This window comes from Corynebacterium tuberculostearicum (assembly GCF_016894265.1).
GTDB lineage: Bacteria > Actinomycetota > Actinomycetes > Mycobacteriales > Mycobacteriaceae > Corynebacterium > Corynebacterium tuberculostearicum_D.
Genome location: NZ_CP069791.1, coordinates 1,392,163 through 1,410,831, shown reverse-complemented (window position 1 = coordinate 1,410,831; position 18,669 = coordinate 1,392,163). Strand labels below are relative to the sequence as shown.

At 58.7% G+C, this 18,669-nt stretch carries 19 protein-coding genes; 3 read left to right on the top strand and 16 right to left on the bottom strand.

What is annotated here, in order from left to right:
- Positions 1-34: 34 nt before the first annotated feature.
- From ispG to dxr, 3 genes are all read right to left on the bottom strand, one after another.
- The gene (gene ispG / locus I6J28_RS06790) at positions 35-1,198 is read right to left on the bottom strand and encodes a flavodoxin-dependent (E)-4-hydroxy-3-methylbut-2-enyl-diphosphate synthase (RefSeq protein WP_179386645.1); all 1,164 of its coding nucleotides are present in this window, start codon (positions 1,196-1,198) and stop codon (positions 35-37) included.
- A gap of 108 nt (positions 1,199-1,306) precedes the next feature.
- Positions 1,307-2,515, bottom strand: a complete 1,209-nt coding sequence (locus tag I6J28_RS06785) for a M50 family metallopeptidase (RefSeq protein WP_204608551.1) — start codon at positions 2,513-2,515, stop codon at positions 1,307-1,309.
- A 14-nt stretch (positions 2,516-2,529) separates the two neighbouring features.
- On the bottom strand, positions 2,530-3,690 hold the full coding sequence (dxr, locus tag I6J28_RS06780; RefSeq protein ID WP_204608548.1) for a 1-deoxy-D-xylulose-5-phosphate reductoisomerase: 1,161 nt from the start codon (positions 3,688-3,690) through the stop codon (positions 2,530-2,532).
- Between the two features lie 132 nt (positions 3,691-3,822).
- Here dxr and I6J28_RS06775 point away from each other — a divergent pair, with 132 nt between their 5' ends.
- Positions 3,823-4,329 (top strand): DUF2631 domain-containing protein, encoded by a 507-nt coding sequence (locus tag I6J28_RS06775; protein WP_204608545.1) that lies wholly within the window; start codon positions 3,823-3,825, stop codon positions 4,327-4,329.
- Between the two features lie 189 nt (positions 4,330-4,518).
- On the opposite strand, the gene I6J28_RS06770 is transcribed toward I6J28_RS06775, so the two are convergent.
- Genes I6J28_RS06770 through rlmN form a run of 3 tightly spaced genes read right to left on the bottom strand, consistent with a single transcriptional unit; the run spans position 4,519 to position 8,090 of the window.
- Positions 4,519-6,111, bottom strand: a complete 1,593-nt coding sequence (locus tag I6J28_RS06770) for a hypothetical protein (RefSeq protein WP_204608543.1) — start codon at positions 6,109-6,111, stop codon at positions 4,519-4,521.
- Positions 6,112-6,116: 5 nt separating this feature from the next.
- Positions 6,117-6,947: an ABC transporter ATP-binding protein gene (locus I6J28_RS06765; RefSeq protein WP_204608540.1), complete on the bottom strand. Its 831-nt coding sequence runs from the start codon at positions 6,945-6,947 to the stop codon at positions 6,117-6,119.
- A gap of 18 nt (positions 6,948-6,965) precedes the next feature.
- Positions 6,966-8,090: a 23S rRNA (adenine(2503)-C(2))-methyltransferase RlmN gene (rlmN, locus tag I6J28_RS06760; protein ID WP_204608537.1), complete on the bottom strand. Its 1,125-nt coding sequence runs from the start codon at positions 8,088-8,090 to the stop codon at positions 6,966-6,968.
- Positions 8,091-8,172: 82 nt separating this feature from the next.
- Here rlmN and I6J28_RS06755 point away from each other — a divergent pair, with 82 nt between their 5' ends.
- Positions 8,173-8,580: a LapA family protein gene (locus I6J28_RS06755; protein WP_204608534.1), complete on the top strand. Its 408-nt coding sequence runs from the start codon at positions 8,173-8,175 to the stop codon at positions 8,578-8,580.
- 83 nt (positions 8,581-8,663) lie between these two features.
- Here the strand turns inward: I6J28_RS06755 and I6J28_RS06750 are convergent, their stop codons facing one another.
- The 5 genes from I6J28_RS06750 to rpsB form a co-directional block, all read right to left on the bottom strand.
- Positions 8,664-9,542, bottom strand: coding sequence for a phosphatidate cytidylyltransferase (locus I6J28_RS06750; protein WP_005328723.1), 879 nt, complete (start codon positions 9,540-9,542; stop codon positions 8,664-8,666).
- A gap of 149 nt (positions 9,543-9,691) precedes the next feature.
- Complete coding sequence (gene frr, locus I6J28_RS06745; protein ID WP_005325221.1) at positions 9,692-10,249, bottom strand: ribosome recycling factor; 558 nt, start codon at positions 10,247-10,249, stop codon at positions 9,692-9,694.
- A 71-nt stretch (positions 10,250-10,320) separates the two neighbouring features.
- Positions 10,321-11,007, bottom strand: a complete 687-nt coding sequence (gene pyrH / locus I6J28_RS06740) for a UMP kinase (protein WP_023027755.1) — start codon at positions 11,005-11,007, stop codon at positions 10,321-10,323.
- A 265-nt stretch (positions 11,008-11,272) separates the two neighbouring features.
- Entirely contained in the window at positions 11,273-12,085 is an 813-nt protein-coding gene (tsf, locus tag I6J28_RS06735; RefSeq protein ID WP_005325225.1) for a translation elongation factor Ts, read from the bottom strand.
- Between the two features lie 299 nt (positions 12,086-12,384).
- On the bottom strand, positions 12,385-13,218 hold the full coding sequence (gene rpsB / locus I6J28_RS06730) for a 30S ribosomal protein S2 (RefSeq protein ID WP_005325233.1): 834 nt from the start codon (positions 13,216-13,218) through the stop codon (positions 12,385-12,387).
- A gap of 378 nt (positions 13,219-13,596) precedes the next feature.
- On the opposite strand from rpsB, the gene I6J28_RS06725 reads away from it, so the two are divergent.
- A complete protein-coding gene (locus tag I6J28_RS06725) occupies positions 13,597-14,118 on the top strand; it encodes a M23 family metallopeptidase (protein ID WP_239454572.1) in 522 nt (173 codons plus the stop codon).
- Here the strand turns inward: I6J28_RS06725 and I6J28_RS06720 are convergent.
- The 5 genes from I6J28_RS06720 to I6J28_RS06700 all read right to left on the bottom strand — a co-directional run bounded on the left by I6J28_RS06720 (position 14,115) and on the right by I6J28_RS06700 (position 18,669).
- A complete protein-coding gene (locus I6J28_RS06720; protein WP_204608531.1) occupies positions 14,115-15,032 on the bottom strand; it encodes a tyrosine recombinase XerC in 918 nt (305 codons plus the stop codon). The two genes, I6J28_RS06725 and I6J28_RS06720, sit on opposite strands and share 4 nt — an antisense overlap.
- A 35-nt stretch (positions 15,033-15,067) precedes the next feature.
- Entirely contained in the window at positions 15,068-16,249 is a 1,182-nt protein-coding gene (dprA, locus tag I6J28_RS06715) for a DNA-processing protein DprA (RefSeq protein WP_204608529.1), read from the bottom strand.
- Positions 16,246-17,808: a YifB family Mg chelatase-like AAA ATPase gene (locus I6J28_RS06710; protein WP_204608527.1), complete on the bottom strand. Its 1,563-nt coding sequence runs from the start codon at positions 17,806-17,808 to the stop codon at positions 16,246-16,248. The genes dprA and I6J28_RS06710 overlap by 4 nt, the downstream gene beginning before the upstream one ends.
- The gene (locus I6J28_RS06705; protein ID WP_204608525.1) at positions 17,795-18,193 is read right to left on the bottom strand and encodes a YraN family protein; all 399 of its coding nucleotides are present in this window, start codon (positions 18,191-18,193) and stop codon (positions 17,795-17,797) included. Before I6J28_RS06705 ends, I6J28_RS06710 begins: the two co-directional genes overlap by 14 nt.
- A 170-nt stretch (positions 18,194-18,363) precedes the next feature.
- Positions 18,364-18,669 carry a DUF2469 domain-containing protein gene (locus I6J28_RS06700; RefSeq protein WP_005325239.1) on the bottom strand — a complete coding sequence of 102 codons (306 nt, stop codon included), beginning with the start codon at positions 18,667-18,669 and terminating at the stop codon, positions 18,364-18,366.

Sequence of the window (18,669 nt, the reverse complement as noted above, 5' to 3'; positions counted from 1 at the left end):
CGAAGTGCGGGGCAGTCTGCTCAAAGTGGGTAAATTACTGGGTTACGCGAACCTCAGCCTTGGCGCCTTCCACGGCTTCCATACCCTGCTCATCGGCAATGCGCATGGCCTCTTCAATGAGGGTTTCCACGATCTTGTCTTCCGGCACGGTGCGAACAACCTCGCCCTTAACAAAGATCTGACCCTTGCCATTGCCGGAAGCAACGCCGAGGTCGGCATCGCGGGCCTCGCCTGGGCCGTTGACAACGCAACCCATCACGGCAACGCGCAGCGGGAACTCCATGCCGTCCAAGCCGGCGGTAACTTCTTCTGCCAGCTTGTAAACGTCCACCTGGGCGCGGCCGCAGGACGGGCAGGAGACGATTTCCAGCTTGCGCGGGCGTAGGTTGAGCGACTGCAGAATCTGGTCTCCCACCTTGATTTCCTCTACCGGCGGGGCGGACAGGGACACGCGAATGGTATCGCCAATGCCCTCTGCCAGCAGTGCACCAAAGGCCACGGAAGACTTGATGGTGCCCATGAACTTCGGACCAGCCTCGGTCACGCCAAGGTGCAGCGGGTAATCAGTCTTTTCCGCCAGCTGGCGGTAGGCCTCCACCATCAGAACCGGATCGGAGTGCTTAACGGAAATAGCGATATCGCCATAACCGTGCTCCTCAAAGAGGCCAGCCTCCCAAATAGCGGACTCGACGAGTGCCTCCGGGGTGGCCTTGCCGTACTTTTCCAGCAGGCGCTTGTCCAAAGAACCACCATTCACGCCGATGCGGATGGGAATGCCGGCATCGCCTGCGGCCTTAGCAACTTCCTTCACACGGCCATCGAACTCGCGGATATTGCCCGGGTTTACGCGGATGGCGGCGCAACCAGCATCGATGGCCTGGAAGATGTACTTCGGCTGGAAGTGGATATCCGCAATCACCGGGATCGGAGACTTCTTGGCAATGGCCGGAAGTGCCTCCGCGTCGATGGGCTTAGGGCAAGCCACACGCACGATATCGCAGCCGGAAGCGGTCAGCTGTGCGATCTGCTGCAGCGTGCCGTTGATGTCGTGCGTCTTGGTATTGGTCATTGACTGCACCGAGATGGGCGAGTCAGAGCCGACGCCGACCGGGCCCACCTGCAGCTGACGAGTCTTGCGGCGCGGGTGCAGGACTGGTGGTGGGCCGTCTGGGATTCCTAGACCGATGGGGGTCGACATGAATTCTCCTTGTTGAAGCACAGTAAATACATACGGTGGGTGATTAACGCCCCCACTCTAGCACTGCTTGCTTTATGCCTGAAGTGCACGCAGCGGGGGCTGCGGCGGCTAGCCAAATAGCCGAATGGGGTTGACCACATCGGCGACGATCACGATGGCCCCAACACCCATCAGCAGCGCGGCCATGACATAGGTCACCGGCATCAACTTGGTGTAATCGGCCGGCCCCAGAGCTGGCTTGCCCGCCAGTGTGCGGATGCCATCGCGCAGCTTTTCATAAATGATGACGGCGATATGTCCGCCGTCGAAAGGCGGCAGCGGAATCAGGTTAAAGAGCGCGAGGAAGAAATTCAGGGTGGCCAGCATCATAAAGAACATCGACCACAGGGAGCGCTCCGCCAATTCGCCGCCCACGCGAGAAGCGCCGACGACGGACATCGGGCCATCGGCCTCGCGTTCGTGGCCAAAGATGGAGGCCACCACACCCGGAATTTTGCCCGGGAATTGCTTCAGCCCGTCGATCGTTGCGCTCAGTGAGTAGGTGCTAAAGCGCCAGGTTGCCGGCAGGGCGTCGACGGCGCCGTGCTTTTCGACGACATCGATAAGCTGATTGCTCAGCCCGATAGAGCCAGCATCGACTAGCTCGCCGTCTTGGTTCAACCGCTTGACCGTATCAAGGTGAACCGGGAAGTCCCTTTCTTCCCCACCGCGCTCCACCGTCAGCGTGATGGTCTCACCGGGGCGCTGCATTACCTCATCGCGCAGCTGGGTAAAAGAATCCAGCTTCTGGCCATCGAGGGCCACGATGATATCGCCCTCCTGCACGCCGGCTTTTCCGGCTGGGCCTTGACCCGTGCACTTTTCCAGTTCTTGGTTCGGCTTCTGATTGGCCGAGCAGGTCACCTCGCCCACACGGGGGCGCACGTCAGCATCCGGGTTGGGCAGACCAGCCGTCATCGCCACAAAGTAGAGGATGACAAAGCCCAAAATCAGATTGACACCGATGCCGCCGGCCATCACGATAATGCACTGCCACCACGGCTTTTTATACATCGCATGGGGCTCTTCTTCCTCGGTGAGGAATTCATCCTGGGCGGTCATGCCAGCAATATCGCAAAACCCGCCTACCGGGAAGGCCGCAAGCCCATATTCCGTGTGGCCCTTCCGGAAGGAGAATAAGCGCGGGCCAAAGCCAATAAAATAGCGGCGCACGCGCATGCCAAAGGCGCGCGCGGTGAGCATATGGCCTGCTTCGTGCAGCGCTACGGTGAGCCCGATGCCAAGGGCGAAAAACACAATGCCCAGCAAGTTTGCCATGGTGTGAAAGCTTTCTAGTCAGCCAGCGAGTCAATCAGCGCATTCGCGCGCCTGCGCGCCTCGCCTTCTACCGCGAGGATTTCATCGAGGCTAGAGACTACACCAGCAAACTCGGATGCGGAATCAAGGATCGTGCCCACGACGTCCACGATCTCCGGGAAATGGATGCGCCCGGACAAGAACGCGGCCGCTGCCTCCTCATTGGCGGCGTTGTAGATGACCCCTGTTCCCTCGGCCGCGGCCCGGCAGGCGAGGTTGACTGCGGGAAAGGCGGCATCGTCAAGCGGCTCAAAGCGCCAATCATGCGCCTGCGCAAAGTCCAAGGCCGGCTGGGCATCTGGGACGCGGTGCGGCCAATTCAGCGCTAGCGAAATGGGCAGCTTCATCGACGGCGGCGAGACCTGAGCAATAGTGCAGCCGTCCTTGAAGGTGGCCATGGAGTGAATGATGGACTGCGGGTGCACGGTGACGTCGATGCGCTCCGGGGCGATGTCAAAGAGCAGGGTGGCTTCAATCAGCTCCAGGCCCTTGTTAATGAGGGTGGCGGAGTTGAGGGTATTCATCTGCCCCATCGACCAGGTAGGGTGCTGCGCTGCCTGCTCAGGGGTCACGTCCCACATCTCTTCGCGCGACCAACCACGAAACGGACCACCAGAGGCGGTAAGGACGAGCTTATCCAGCTCCCCCTCCTCGCCGGCACGCAGGCACTGCGCCATGGCGGAATGTTCCGAGTCAACAGGGATGATCTGACCAGGGCGCGCCTTTTGGGTAACCAGCGTGCCGCCCGCGACGAGGGATTCCTTATTGGCCAAGGCCAGATACTCGCCCATCTCCAATGTGGCCAAGGTGGCCTTGAGCCCCAAAGACCCCACCAAGGCATTGAGTACTGTATCGGCCGGGGCCGAGCGCACTAGGTGCTCTGCAGCGTCGGCGCCACTCAAAACCGAACCGCCTAAAGCGGCCGACACCTCGGCCGCGGCGCCCTCGTTGGCCACGGCAACGTGGTCAAACGAAAGGTTGAGGCTACAGGCTTGTTCGATGATGAGCTGCGGGTTGGAGCCACCCGCAGCGATTCCCACGACGTCGAATTTATCGGGATTATCCGCAATGACTTCCAGAGCCTGCGTGCCGATTGAACCGGTGGAACCAAGAATGAGTATTCGCTGAGTAGTCACGCTTCCACCCTAGCGCCCACCACCATTGGGCGGGCGCGGCAGGTACGCCGCACTGCGACGGGGGTGTTTAATCGCCATCTCAGGTGCGATGTTTTAGAATGTGTAGCAGACAAATGGCATTGGTGTGCCCGCATGCTCATCGCACAGACGGACACACGCAGAAGCGAAGGAGAGCAAGTGTCTTCCCACAAGCCGGTACCACAGGTATTTGACGGTGTTTCTACTGAGGACGTCCCATCCGCAGGATTCGGTTGGTCCCGCATCAGCCGCTCTGGCGTACAGATCGCCGGTTGGATCTCTGTCCTGTTCCTGCTTGCCTACAACTTTGGTAACCACAAAGGCCACGTTGAGACCATCTGGCTCATTGCCTTGGCTATCTTGCTCGCCGTTGGCCTGCTCATCCACGCTTTCCAGCCGAAGCTGCACCAGGTGCGCACCGTGACCGCCAACAACCAGCCGGTGGGCCACCAGGAGCCGGACTGGGTCTACGACCAGAAGACCAACACCGGCGTATACGCCGAGCTGACCGATTCCCAGCTGCGCGCGCTCAACATTGAGCCTTCCCGCGTTTCTCACCTGCGTGTTGAGCCAGGCACCAACAACGCCACCCCGGTTTCCTCCGGCAAGCACACGCTCTAAGCTTTTAGTACGCTTTAGCTACCGCCGCCCTTCCCCGCGAAGGTCGGCGGTTTCTTTATGCCTCCGCTTGGCGACGCCCCTCCTCCTCACCAACACATCCTGTCGTTTAGGCCCCACTCCCAGCCCCCACGGCCTCAACCGCGACCCCGAGAGGGCCGCAATGCGGCCACTGTCGCGGGGGCCGGAGGATTAAGACACCCAGTGCCCCACCTTGGCGTAAATCTCAGGCAGGGAGTTGTCCACGCGTTTTCCGCTTACCCGGAGGGCAACGATATAACACGCAACTGGAACCGCGATGACGAGGATAAACCCCAGCGCAACCAGTACCATATTCGAGCCGTAGCCGATGGCCATTGGAATGACGCCAGGGATAATCGGCGTCCAGCCAATAAACAAATTCAAAATGGCACTTAAGAAGGCACTGGCCGAGTAGCCGGATTTATCTGCCCACATACTGCCACCGGGCCGCGCGGTGGCAAAGGGATTAAAGGTGGATAGCAGCAATGACAATCCTGCAGAAGAAATGAAAATTCCCAGTGCGACCACCATCAAGCACCCGGTGAGCGCTTTGTCGGCGCTCACCGCGAAAAGCACCGCCGCCGAGAGGACGAAAGTTATGGCTGTGGGCGCCAGGTGCGCCCAGTGCCGCGCGTAGAGAAACGTGCGCGGACGAACTGGTGTGGCCATCTTTACCCACAGGCTTGGACCGTCATAGCCAAAATCATTTGTGGCTACAATTCCGCCGAAGAGTCCCAGAAATAGCACTCCTATAGAAGGCATGACGGAATCAGCAGTAAAGCCTTGAATGATAAAGACGATTGCCAAAATCGGCTGCATGATGATGGTTCCGATAAGGCGGGAGTCACGGAAGATGTAGCGCAACGAGCGCGTAAATTCCATCGCAGCTGGTCCGCGATAGGAAAAGGAGCCCAAGGAAAAGCGGCTAATCCCTTTCGCCTTTTCGCGGCGTTGGTGCGCCGGAGACAAGAGTGTGCGGCGCTCGAATTGCAAGCGCAGCAACCGGTGCCACGCCCACACGGCTGCGCCCAGCGACGCCGCGGCGATGAGGACCTGTGCTAGTGCCACCGCCAGTTGTCCTTGGGCGAGCGCGAGCGCCCAGCCCACTGGTGCGCCTACGGGCGTCCATGCCAGCCCCTCGCCGACAGTTCCCAATGGGAAGTCAGAGCTAGCGAGCGAAGCAAGCCGATTAGAAGCAAAGATGAGCAAGAACACCGCCAGCGCACCCAAAACTTTAAGGGAGGTCGAGCTTAGCTCCGCGACAGTAGCCCCGACATAGACCGCGAGGTCCACTAAAACCAGCGTCAGCACTAAGGCAAAGAGCATGCCGAGGCAGAAGGGAACGATGAACAATGCCTTGCCATTGGCCGCCAGGATCACACTTCCCGCCACCGCATAGGCGATGGAGAGCAAGACAGATACTGGAGCGCGCAGATTGAGTATTGAGGCGATAGCTAGTGCCGGTGTGATGTCTTTTAACCGCACCGGCAACGCGGAAAGTTCACGGGCAGAAAGCTGATTCTCCCCGCTGGGCATGATGAGGGTGATAACGATAAAGGCAAGCGTGCCTACAGCGGGGGCCACGGCCAGCGCTTGCATTTTTCCAGTTCCGATGGAGATATCTGCCGCAGCAAGAGCTCCTAGCGACGCAAGGCCTATAAGTCCGTAGAGCAATAGGCAGATAGGGATCATAACCGCTGCGGCATTCGCTTTGAGATTGCGCGCCCACAGTGTGCGGTGCAGCTTGAGGAGCGTCGAAGTCATTGAACCTACGCCTCCCCTTCCCCGCGCTGCGGCTCGCCGCCTTCACGACGCAGCCAGTCGAAAGAGCCCGCATCAAAGTCACTCCCACCGGCAAAGTGGATGAAGGCATCCGTCAGGCTGCCGCCTTGGCGAACCTCCTCGACGTGGCCAGCAGATAACACCTGTCCTCCCGCAATAATGGCTACATGATCACACAATCCTTCTACCAATTGCATAACGTGTGAAGACAGGATTACGGTGCCACCGCGGGCGACATAGGCGCGCAAGAGCTCCTGAATGAGCTGGCCCGAGACTGGGTCCACCGCTTCCAGAGGCTCATCTAGTATTACGACCTCTGGGTTATGCAAAAGCGCACCTGCCAAAAGGATCTTCTTAGTCATGCCGGCGGAATAGTCCGCGATGGGTTTATCGGCGGCGTCGGCAAGCTGCAAGGCATCCAAAAGCTGTGCGCTACGATGCTCCACTTCGGCTTGATTCATGCGGCGCAATGCTCCGAGATAGAACAAATACTCTGGGCCCGATAAACGGTCAAAGACTGGAGCGCCATCAATGAGTAGGCCCATGGCTGCCTTGGCCGCAATCGGTTCCTGCCACGTATTGTGCCCAGCGATAAACGCCTCACCACTATCTGGGCGCAGCAGGCCACATGCCATGGTCAACATGGTGGTTTTGCCGGCGCCATTGGGGCCAACGATGCCACAAATAGAGCCCCGCGGGATGTCGAGGCTCAAATTCGACACCGCGGGGCGTCCAGCGAAAGATTTATTCAGACCGCGCACGGCAAAGGCCTGCGCGGTGGGGTCATCTGCAAGCGGCGGATAATTCGGAATAATCATATCCGCCAATCTTATCAGTTAGGCGGACTTATCTTCCCGTTCATCCGCTGCGAGCTGACCACAAGCTGCCGCAATCTCATCGCCCTTGGTATCGCGCACCGTGCAAGGAACGCCTTGGGCCTGTACGCGGCGCACGAACTCGTCTTGGCGGTCCTGCGGGGCCGCATCCCATTCCGAGCCCGGCGTGGGGTTCAGCGGAATGACATTGACGTGAACCTTGGAGCCCAGCTTCTGATGTAGCTTGCGACCCAGCATATCCGCGCGAAAATCTTGGTCATTCTTATCGCGAATCAGGGCATACTCAATAGACACGCGGCGAGCAGACTTATCCGCGTAATAACGCGCAGCATCGAGCACCTCATCGACGGACCAACGGTTATTGACCGGCACGAGGCCATCGCGCAGCTCATCATCCGGAGTGTGCAAGGAAACGGCGAGCGTGCAGGCCAAATCCTCGTCCGCCAGCTTACGGATTGCCGGAGCCAAGCCCACGGTAGACACAGTCACGTTGCGCTGGGAAAGACCAAAGCCGGCACCATCCTGGCCGGTAATCTGCCGCACGGCCTGCACCACACGCTTATAGTTAGCCAGCGGCTCTCCCATGCCCATGAAAACCACGTTGGACAGGCGGCCACCTTCTGCCGCCATTGCGGCTGCAGCATGGCGGAACTGCTCAACGATCTCGCCCGTAGACAAGTTACGGTCCAGACCGCCCTGGCCGGTAGCGCAGAACGGGCAGGCCATACCACAGCCGGCCTGGGAAGAAATACACAACGTAGCGCGTCCTGGGTAGCGCATCAGAACCGACTCCAGCAGCGTGCCATCATGCAACCGCCACAGGGACTTAGTGGTCTCGCCGTCATCCGTGGAAGTAGTCCGGATAGGCTTCATGAGCTCAGGGAAGAAGGCTTCCTTAACTGCTTCGCGCTTGCCGGCGGGGATATCGGTCATATCCTCCACATTGTCGGTATAGTGCTCGTAATAGTGCTTAGCCAGCTGCTTTGCACGGAATTTAGGCAGGCCAATTTCTGCGAGCTTATCAATGCGCTCGTCTTCGGTCAGGTCGGCGAAGTGCTTAGGGGGAAGTCCGCGGCGCGGGGCGGAGAAGTTAAGTTTCACTGGTTGAGCCATAGTGTTGCCCATCTTTCCACGGTCTGCGTGGGTTTTTCCAATTGAAAGCCGTGCCAAGTGGCATAATCGACAGGTTTAAAGAAATAATGGATGCATGACAAATCCGAATTACCCCGCAGATGACTTTTCTTCTTCCGACGCAGACCTCTCCTCGACGGAGATGAACGCTTCTGCACCGGAGACCGGTTCTAGCCTAGAGCCGACGGTCTCTGGCTCTACTTCTCACTCCACCCAGCCTTCCGGCAAGGCGAAGGGATCTTTCGCAGCCAGCACGTGGATCGCGCTCATCGTAGGTTTCCTGCTACTGATTGTTCTCATTGTTTTCATCATGCAAAACCAGCACGCGGTTCCCATGAACTTCCTAGGCTGGTCCGGTGAGTTCCCTGCTGGAATCGCTTTCCTCATCTTCGCCATTGGCGGAGCACTCATCATGGCGCTAGTGGGTGGCTGGCGCATGTTTGAGCTGCGCCGCCAGCTGCGCAAGCAAGCTCAACAGGTATAGGTCTTAAAAAGCCGCCTCTCCCCTTTTCCTGCCTTCTTAGGAAGGACTATTGGGGAGAGGCGGCTTTTGCGTACCCACTGCTCCTATGGTGTGAACGTAGCCAGGAAGCTAATGGCCACCCAGGTGACCATGGCGGAAGGCAGCATGCCATCCAGACGGTCCATCAAGCCGCCATGTCCTGGCAGCAGAGCCGACATATCCTTGATTCCCAGCTCACGCTTAAACTGGGATTCCACCAAGTCACCCAAGGTGGCACAAATGACAAGGCCAAGCCCCATCAGGCCGCCCACCCAGGCGTCGTGATGGAGCAGGAACTTCACGGTAAGCGCGCCGGTGACCACGCCAAAGAGGATGGACCCAGCAAAGCCCTCCCACGATTTCTTGGGGCTCACCGCAGGGGCCATGGGATGCGAGCCAAACATCACGCCAGCGATATAGCCACCAGTATCGGAGGCCACCACGCACAACATGAAGACGACGATGGAAGCGGCACCACTGGCAAACGGGGTCGATACCAGCGACAGCATTGCTGCGAAGGTGGCAAAAAGCGGAATCCATGTCAGCACAAAAATGCCGACGGACATATCCCGCAGGTAGTTAATTGGCGGGCGATGGCGACCATTATGGAAGAGACGACCAAACATGAGCGCCAGCACAGCGGTGACATAGACCGCGACAAGGCCGGGCGCGCCCAGTGGCCACGAGACCCACACCATGGCTTGGCCCAAAATAATCAGCAGCGTGCGCGGAATATAATAGGAATGCTCTCGCAGGCGGCTAAGTACCTCCCACATGGCAACGCCAACTGCAAGGGCCACGACCGCGTACCACGCGAGCGGGCCGGCCCATACGGCGAGCACGACAAGTGCGCCAAGGCCTACGCCAACGCCGATAGCGGCCGGCAAATCGCGGCCTGCACCATTCTTCGGCTGAGGCAATCGGCGGTTAATGGCGTCACTCACCGTGACCGGCTCCTTTCGCTGCTTCTTTCGCGCCCCTCGCTAACTTTCACTGGTCGACCTCCCCTTACTCCAGACTTCGGATCTGTAGGCCGCGGAACAGAAAAAGCGCCGCCGGCCGGGGACGGGCACGGCGGCAATGATGGGAGGTCTTAGACCTCCATCAGCTCGTTTTCCTTATTTTCTACCAGCTTGTCCACCTGCTCGATGTAGCCGGAAGTAATCTTTTCCATTTCCTTTTCCGCAGCGATGACCTCATCCTCGCCGGCGTCGCCGTCCTTCTGCAGCTTCTTCAACTGCTCCATGGCCTTGCGGCGAATATTACGGATAGCAATCTTGCCGTCCTCGCCCTTGCTCTTGGCCAGCTTCACCATTTCCTTACGACGCTCCTCCGTGAGCTGCGGAACGGTCACGCGCAGAACCTGACCATCGTTGGTGGGATTCACGCCCAAATCCGAGTTGCGGATGGAGTTTTCAATCTCATGAATCATGGACTGCTCATAAGGCTTGATGAGCAGCATGCGCGGCTCCGGTACGGAAATGGTAGCCATCTGGGTAATCGGAGTAGGTACACCGTAGTATTCGGCTACCAAGCCGTTGAACATGGTGGGGTTCGCGCGGCCGGTACGAATGGTCACCAGCTGCTCGCGGGTGTGCTCGACGGAAGCGGTCATGTGCTCTTCTGCTTCGAGCTGAATCTCATCGATCATGAGGTTAAATCATCCTTAAACGAATAGGGGTGGCTGTATAAAAAGGTAGCAGGTTCGCAGCCCTTACAGTATTAGGACTGCACCAGCGTGCCGATAACTTCGCCTCCTGCGGCGCGGGCGATATTGCCCTCCTCCAGCAGGTTAAAGACCAAAATTGGCATATCATTGTCCATGCACAGGCTAAAGGCCGTGGCATCCGCAACCTTGAGGCCCTTTTCAATAACCTCACGCGGAGTGATTTCAGAGTACAGTTCCGCATCCGGGTTGGTGCGCGGGTCATCAGAGTAGACGCCGTCGACCGCCTTGGCCAAGAAAAGAACCTCAGCGCCAATTTCCAGGGCTCGCTGCGCGGCAGTGGTATCCGTGGAGAAGTACGGCATGCCCATGCCGGCGCCAAAGATAACCACGCGACCCTTTTCCAGGTGGCGGTCAGCGCGCAGCGGCAGGTACGGCTCGGCAATCTGCGCCATGTTGATGGAGGTCTGCACGCGGCAGTCGACGCCCTGCTGCTTGAGGAAGTCCTGCAATGCAAGGGAATTCATTACCGTGCCCAGCATGCCCATGTAGTCCGAGCGAGCACGGTCCATGCCGCGCTGGGAAAGCTCCGCGCCGCGGAAGAAGTTTCCGCCGCCGATAACCACTGCAATTTCGATTCCCTGGCGGGAGACCTCGGCGATTTGGCGGGCTACGTTTTCAACCACGTCTGGGTCGATACCGACCTTGCCGCCGCCGAACATCTCACCGCCCAGCTTCAGCATTACTCGCTTGTATCCGGTTCGCTTAATATCTGCAGCAGTCACGCCTACTTCGTCTCCTTAACGCGGGGCAGTTTCAATCTCCGCCCTATCTTACCCATATATCTTTCGCATCCTCACACCGCCCGCCGGTGCAGGCCAGTAGGCAATTGCGACGTGCCGGTCCCTTTCCTGCGGATTGTCCATCCGCACGAGTCGGCACGGTGAGCGCACAACAAAGCCCACGAAGGATAGTCCTTCGTGGGCTAGTTGTTAAAGCGCGGTGGGCTTAAGCGCCAACCTCGTAGCGAACGAAGCCGGTGATGGTGGTGCCAGCTTCTTCAGCAACCTGCTTTACGGTCTTCTTGTTATCAGAAAGGGAAGCCTGCTCAAGCAGAACGATGGACTTGAAGAAGCCGTTCAGGCGGCCTTCCACGATCTTCGGCAGGGCTGCCTCTGGCTTGCCCTCCTCACGAGTGGTGGCCTCAGCGATCTCGCGCTCCTTCTCGACGATCTCTGCAGGAACGTCCTCGCGGGTAAGATACTCAGCGTTCATTGCAGCAATCTGCAGGGCTGCGGCGTGAGCGCCTTCCTCGCTGCCCTCGTAGGAAACCAGAACGCCCACTGCCGGCGGCAGGTCAGCGGAACGCTGGTGCAGGTAAACGGCAACGTTGTCGCCCTCTACGGTAACTGCACGGCGTGCCTGCAGCTTCTCACCGGTCTTTGCGGACTCCTCGTCCACGACCTCGGAGACCTTCTTGCCGTCGATTTCAATGTTGTTGAGCTCGTCAGCGGAGTTTGCCTTGGCCTCAGCAGCAGCGTCAGCAATCTTGGCTGCGAAGGTCTTGAAAGCCTCGTTCTTAGCAACGAAGTCGGTCTCACAGTTGATCTCGACCATGGTGTTGCCGGAAACGGCGATGAGACCCTCGGTAGCCTCACGGTCAGCGCGCTTGGAGACGTTCTTAGCGCCCTTAATGCGCAGGTACTCAACGGCCTTGTCGTAGTCGCCGTTGGACTCTTCCAGAGCCTTCTTGCAATCGAGCATGCCGGAGCCGGTAGCTTCGCGCAGTGCCTTGACGTCTGCAGCAGTGTAGTTCGCCATAGTTGGGGCGATCCTCCTTGAAAATCAAACAGTGTTCGTTCAAACAGCGTAGTCGACGCGGTGAAATCGCGCCGCTTTAGGGTGGCAGAAACCACCCCTTTCCCACCTCTGCATAAAGGTGGAGCTGGCTTCAGCAGAACCCAGCATAGATAAAACCAACCCCCGCCGCCGTTAAAGCACGGTGGCGGGGGTTGGTAAACAGCCTTGGGTAGGAATTACTCCCTTGCTGCCCCACACCAAAAGTGCGTGGGGTATTCAGTTAAACGCAGGTGAGGAAAATTCCTAGCGAGAAGTTAAGACTACTTCTCGGCCTTGTCTGCGGATGCTTCCTCAGACTTTTCCGCAGAAGCCGGGTCGGAAGCTGCGGCAGCTGCCTCAGCGTCACGCTTTTCCTTCTCAGCGGAGTCGCCGGCAGCTTCCTTAGCTGCAGCCAGCTGACGCTCCTCACGAGCCTTCTTGCCTTCCTCAACAGCGGAGGCAACGATGCCGGAGAGCAGCTTGGTGGAGCGGATGGCGTCGTCGTTGCCCGGGATCGGGAAGTCAACGTCGTCCGGGTCGCAGTTGGTGTCCAGGATGGCAACAACTGGGATGTTCAGCTTGTGAGCTTCCTTGACCGCGATGTGCTCCTTGTTGGTGTCAACAATCCACAGTGCGGACGGGGTCTTGGCCATATCGGAGATGCCACCCAGAACGCGCTCGAGCTTGGCGCGCTCACGGTTGAGCATGAGAACTTCCTTCTTGGTGCGGCCCTTGTAGCCGTCCTCACGCTCGTCCATTGCCTGAAGCTCCTTCATGCGCTTCAGACGCTTGGAAACGGTCTGGAAGTTGGTGAGCATGCCGCCCAACCAGCGGTGGTTGACGTAAGGCATACCGACGCGGGTTGCTTCCTCAGCAACTGCTTCCTGAGCCTGCTTCTTGGTACCAACGAACAGGATGGTGCCGCCGTGTGCAACGGTTTCCTTGACGAACTCGTAAGCCTCGTCAATGTAGGTCAGCGTCTGCTGCAGGTCGATGATGTAGATGCCGTTACGGTCGGTGAAGATGAAACGACGCATCTTCGGATTCCAGCGACGGGTCTGGTGGCCAAAGTGCACACCAGCGTCGAGGAGCTCGCGCATGGTTACAACTGCCATGATTCGCTCGCTTTCTTTTATCTTGTCTTTCGGTTTTCCAATTGTGCGGTGTTTTATTCCGCACCCTAGCAACGAAGGCCCCGCTGACACCTTGTTTCCAAGGACCACGTCAACCGTCAGGCTGTCTCTTCCTTCCAGCAGGAAGCGACAACTTCGCCGCGCGTAGTCAATGCCTCCACGAGGTGGACACACTGCTGCCACAAAGAATAATCCCCATACGCTGGTTTTTCCAAACCGAAGTCAGCTTATCCACATCTTCGCCGCAGCCACTTTGCCTCAATCGTCACAACCAGCTCAACCACATCATGCAACCCAAGTTGTCCACAACTAAAGGAGAACTCACTTCCCAGCCGCTTGCCTCCGGCGGACACTGTGCCCATGAATCAGTTTCTTTCCCCCTCCACATTTCCCGCTTGCCGACGCCCCGCCTTCCTCCCCGCCGCTTTCCTCACCCTTCTTTCGCTTCTTATTTTGTGTTGCCCACCGGCCACGGCCTATGTCGACCCTGCTTCCGGCAAACCTAGCCCGGCGCGGGTGCTGCGTGGATTCGATGCCCCAGAACAGAAGTGGAGCCCTGGCCACCGCGGCGTCGACATGGCCCTATCGGTGGGCTCACCGGTGGTAGCCGCCGAAGACGGCGAAGTCGCCTTTGTGGGCACGGTTGCTGGCAAACCAGTTGTCTCCATTGACCACGCGGATGGAGTGAGAACGACGTATCAGCCAGTGCACGGCTCCGTAAAGCAGGACCAAGAAGTCCGCGAGGGCCAAGTGATAGGCCGTTTAGGCAATCCCGTCGATGGCTACCCCGGACTGCACTGGGGCGCGCTCATTGCAAAAGATACCTACATCGATCCTTTAACTCTGCTGGATATGCCGGTAATTCGCCTCAAACCGCTTTAGGCTCGGGGATGGGCTTGGTCGTATACGCGCTGCAAGCGCTGCGCGGACACGTGGGTATAAATCTGCGTGGTATTAAGCGAGGAGTGTCCCAGCAATTCTTGCACTACGCGCAAATCTGCCCCGCCTTCCAAAAGGTGGGTTGCGGCAGAGTGGCGCACCCCGTGCGGGGTAAGCCCCTGTGTACCAGTGACTTTGGCGGCCTTTTCTACAATGCGGCGCACCTGGCGTTGATCGATGCGCCCTCCCCTGCTGCCAACAAAAACCGCTTCAGTACCGGCCGCAGCGATTTCTCCACGGCCTTTGTCAATCCACTGCTTTAAGGCGTCTTCCGCTGCATGCCCGAAAGGCACTACGCGCTGCTTATTGCCCTTACCGGTGACGTGCAAGGTACCACGTTGAAAATCAATATCGCCTAAGTCCAGCCGGACCAACTCCGCCACGCGCATACCGGAGGCGTAGAGCAACTCCAAGATGGCGCTATCGCGAAGGAAGTGGACTTCATCTGCAGAGACCGCATTGCCCATTAGCTCGCCGGCCTGCTCAGGAGCGAGAACCGTGGGAAGGTGACGCCCCACTTTGGGCGTAACTAGGCGGGCAGCAACGTCTCGCTTCAGGTGCCCTTCGCGCACTGCCCAAGTAGAAAAACCCTTCGCTGCCGCGGTGCGCCGTGCCAGGGTGGAACGCGACTTTCCTTCCGTAACAGCTTCTGCCAACCATTGGCGCAGGCTGTTGAGGTCAAACTCCGCGAAGGTAGGCACACTGCGTGCAAGGTCGCGCAAGTCGGAGCGATACCCGCGCACCGTCGCTTCTGCGCGACCTTTGACATGTAGTTGGAAATCCGCGAAGTCCTCAATGGCCTCAGCCATCTGCCCCTCAACTTTCGGAGCCTTCGCGGACTTACCATCTTCACTCATGCCACAGCAGTGTACTCGCCATACGCAGGTGTCATTTATTCCGTTTCCCGGCGCGCCCAGGTATTGCCATGCCGGACGACAACGCACATCTTTTCCAGTGCCAGTAGTAAGTGAACTGTCAGCGGTAAACGGAATCCCGCTTCGCGGGCAATGTCTTCTGCCGTTGCTTTCTCCTGCCCTAGCGGTGGCGTCGCGTCAAAGACGCGCAACTCATTGCGGGAGAGGCGTTGGGTCATGGTTGCCGCAAAATTGATTTCGTACTGTGCGCCTGGGTCCACTTCCCCGGCGCGACTTACTAAAGCGCGAATTTCATCGGCACTGGTAACCAACTGTGCTCGGCCTTCTTGAATGCGCTGGTGGCAGCCCAACGAACCGCTAGTAGTTATTGGTCCCGGCACCGCCATCGCAACGCGCCCAAGCGCCTCTGCCCAGTTAAGGGTGTTTAATGCACCAGATCGAAACGCGGCCTCCATAACTACTGTGCCGTGGCTCAGCGCTGCTACTAAGCGATTGCGTGTTAAGAACCGGTGGCGCTTCGGTGCGGTTTCCGGCGCGAATTCAGAAACGATGCAGCCGTTATCTGCAATCTTGGCAAATAGGTTGGCATTGCGGGCTGGGTAATCCCTGTCGATGCCACACGCTGCTATAGCTACCGTGCGCCCGTTGTTGTGCAACGCTGTTTCGTGCGCGACGGTATCCACGCCCAGAGCTCCGCCAGATATTGGAGTCCATTCATGCTGAACCAATCCGGACACGACGTTGTGGGTGGCCTGCCAGCCATAGCGAGAAATGGCACGAGTGCCGACGATGGCCACAGTTTGAGCAACCTCTGCCTGCAATGGCGCACCGCGCACCCATAGGCTATGCGGTGGCAATGCTTGGTCATCAAAAGTAGCTGGGGCCTCCCCGCTGTGCTGATAGAAGCCGAATGCAGAGTCAAACTCTTCTGTGGGCCACTCAGGGCTTTCTGCCGTAATGAGCCGAGCCCCGACCCTTTCGGCTGCCGCCATATCTTCGGCTTGCCGCAACCAGTCATAGCGAGAGGCCGTGCGCGCCAAAAGCGGGCCTATCCAGTCAGCACGGTGAAAGATTCCGTGGGCGATTTCCTCAGCTGGGTACTGCGTAAGCAAGGCCTGCAACGCCGCAGAAGGACCTTCCACCACTCGGTTGAGGTATACCCAGGTGGCATAAGGAGTAGAGAGGTCAAGTTCGCTCATGCTGCGAGCCTCCCTACATTAATTGAGCCGCGTAGATCGAGCGCGCGCCCCACTTCGTCCAGATCCGGCTGCGCCTTTCCTGCTAGATCCGCCAGGGTCCAGGAGAGCTTCAATACGCGGTCCACTCCGCGCTGGGATATTTCGCCATCTGCCAAATAAGCGGACAGCATGACCATCGCGGCTTCGGCGGCCGGTCTCTTTCGGCGCAAATAGGACGAAGGGACTTCGCCATTGGTTCGCGCAGTGATGCCATCCGCCCACCAGCGCGCGGCGGCGCGTTCACGGGCCGCGGCGACGCGCTCGGCGATAACTGCGGATTCCTCTTCTCCCTCCGCGTTAATCGTTGCCGCCTGACCCGTTAGCGTGACCACCATATCCAGACGGTCTCGTAGCGGACCGGAGAGGTTGGATAGATAGTTCATGCGCTCGTGCGGATTGCACCTGCACTTGGACGGGTCTTCGGCCGCACACCTACACGGGTTTGCCGCCATGACCAATTGGAAGCGAGCAGGATAAGTTACCTCGCGGCGCGAGCGCGCCAACCGCACGTGTCCTTCCTCCAGCGGGGCACGCAAACCATCGAGTACCGGCGCGGCTACCTCACTGGCCTCGTCGAGAAAGAGCACACCATTGTGAGCCAAGCTCACCGCACCAGGGCGCGGATGTCCGGAACCGCCACCAAGTAATGCCGCCCGAGTAACCGAGGCATGCGGGGCGATGAACGGGGCGCGCTCGATAACCTCACCTGGGGTCCCGGTCAGCGAATGAATTGCAGTGGTTTCGACCTGCTGGTCCGGGGTAAGGGTAGGCAGAATGGTGGGCAGACGCGAGGCGATCATGGATTTTCCTGACCCAGGCGGCCCAATCATCATCAGGTGGTGGCCGCCGGCGGCCGCAACCTCGGCAGCCCATTTCGCATTGGATTGACCAGCAATATCGCTAAAGTCGAGGCGCGATGCCGCCGCTGGCGTGGGGTTGAGGGAACCCGAAAAACTTCCAGCTTGCGGCAGCCCACGATTACCGCAGGCCCAGCCGAAAGCCTCGTTCAACGACGAAGCAACCAGTACGTCCATGTCCGGCACCAAAGTCGCCTCGGCGGCATTGCCAGGCGGAACAAGGAGAGTTGTTATTCCCTGTTCCCGTGCGGCCAGAAGAGCGGGGATAATACCTGCTACAGGCCGAACGGAGCCGTCGAGTCCGAGCTCACCTAGGACCAAGGTGCGCTGGAGGCGTTGGGCGGGCGAGGGAGTGCTGCCATAAGACGGAAAGTCGGCCTCCGCCTGTGCCGCGAGGATTGCCAGCGCTATGGGTAGGTCAAAGTGGGACCCGGATTTGGGAAGCGAAGCCGGGGACATGGAAACAACCACTTTGGTCTTGGGCCAGGGCAGATGGGAATTAAAGGCTGCGGTCTTGATTCGGTCCCGGGATTCGGAGATTGCGGTATCCGTCTGGCCTACAACGTGAATTCCCGGCAGTCCGTGACCGACGTTCGCTTCCACGTCAACCAACTGGGCTAAGACTCCGTTGAGGGACATGGTCAAACAATTACCTAGAGCCATCTTCGACCCCCTTGAAGTGTTCCAGCACGAATCCTTGTCCCTGCGCGACCAAGGCAATAACGTCGAATCGCACCTCAGACAGTGGCCTTCCGTCGAGCCACTGCGCCGCGGCTTTGCGCAGGCGCGCGAGCTTCTGCGGGGTTACGGCCTCAGCTACCCCGTAGTTGGAATTGGCGCGGGTCTTAACCTCAACAAAGACAATGGTTCCGTTAGGTTCCCGGGCGATGAGGTCGATTTCTCCCACTCGATAAGAGACGTTGGCAGCGATGATTTCTGCTCCGCGCTCGCGCAGATAGCGCGCTGCGAAGGCCTCTCCCCTTTTGCCTAAGACTTGTTTATGGCGAGGCTTCTTCGTGGCCAAGCGGTGTTCTGAATTAAAGTGCATTGCGGTTTCCTTGTGCGTTGGGAAATTCATTGGCCAGCACAGAACACCGCAGCTGGCAAGGCTTACACAAGGGACGCAATAGCAAAAAGGCCCTAGCTGTGGATAACCAGGCTCTGCACCTCTGTTATCCACAGCTAGGGCGCGGCGCCGTGTGCGCCGGCTTGACAAAATTATTCCGGCATCATGAATTCCGGCTTATCCAGCTCCTCGATGTTTACGTCCTTGTAGGTGATAACGCGGACGTAGCGCACAAAGCGCGCGGAGCGGTACATATCCCATACCCAAGCATCAGACATGCGCACCTCGTAGTACACATCAGGCCCAGAGGTATGCGGAATAAGCTCTACCGCATTAGCCAGATAAAAGCGCCGCTCAGTTTCAACGACATAGGAAAACTGGCTGACAACGTCCCGGTACTCGCGGTAGAGGGACAGCTCTACCTCAGCCTCGTAGTTATCGAGTTCCTCTGCACTCAC